Genomic DNA, 489 nt, shown 5'->3' with positions numbered 1-489 from the left:
GAGGATTACTATAAAAAAGGAAAAGGCATTAATGTCGATATTTCAAAAGTAAATATTGCAAAGGAACTCGGCCTTTCAGCTTCAGTTAACGAGAAAGGTAACTCCGTTATCATTACTCTTGAGAAAGGTAAACTCGATCACTTCCCTGCGATTAACGCAATGTTTGTTCACAGAACACTGCCTGACCGCGATTTTACTCAACTACTGACAGCGGATGCGAAAGGCAACTACACCATGACTTTGGATCACGAAATGCAAGGACCTTGGTTTATTGAGCTTTCTCCGAATGATTCTGAATGGTTAGTGCAAGGTCGCATGAACTTCCCTATTGATACTCCTACTCAACTAACGAATTAAAGCTTATGTGAGAATCCTGTTATCACAGCGGCGAAGATGTACCAGCGGAATCGGATTTTAAAGTAAAAATCTTAGGGTCGATTCGACCGATGTGTTGTCCGGGTTGCAAAACCGTAGCCCAGACAATCATAG

At 41.7% G+C, this 489-nt stretch carries 1 protein-coding gene and 1 pseudogene; both read left to right on the top strand.

The window, feature by feature from the left end; all coding sequences use genetic code 11:
* On the top strand, nt 1-357 hold a 357-nt coding region (locus AACU55_RS20610; RefSeq protein ID WP_134707162.1), incomplete at its 5' end, for a FixH family protein.
* Between the two features lie 26 nt (nt 358-383).
* A pseudogene (locus tag AACU55_RS25795) lies at nt 384-489 on the top strand (heavy metal translocating P-type ATPase metal-binding domain-containing protein); the annotation flags it as partial.

It is taken from the genome of Rahnella sp. CJA17(1/100), assembly GCF_963881615.1.
Taxonomy (GTDB): Bacteria; Pseudomonadota; Gammaproteobacteria; order Enterobacterales; family Enterobacteriaceae; genus Rahnella; species Rahnella aceris.
Note: the sequence above shows the minus strand (reverse complement) of the source record. Positions and strands in the feature narration are given on the sequence as shown.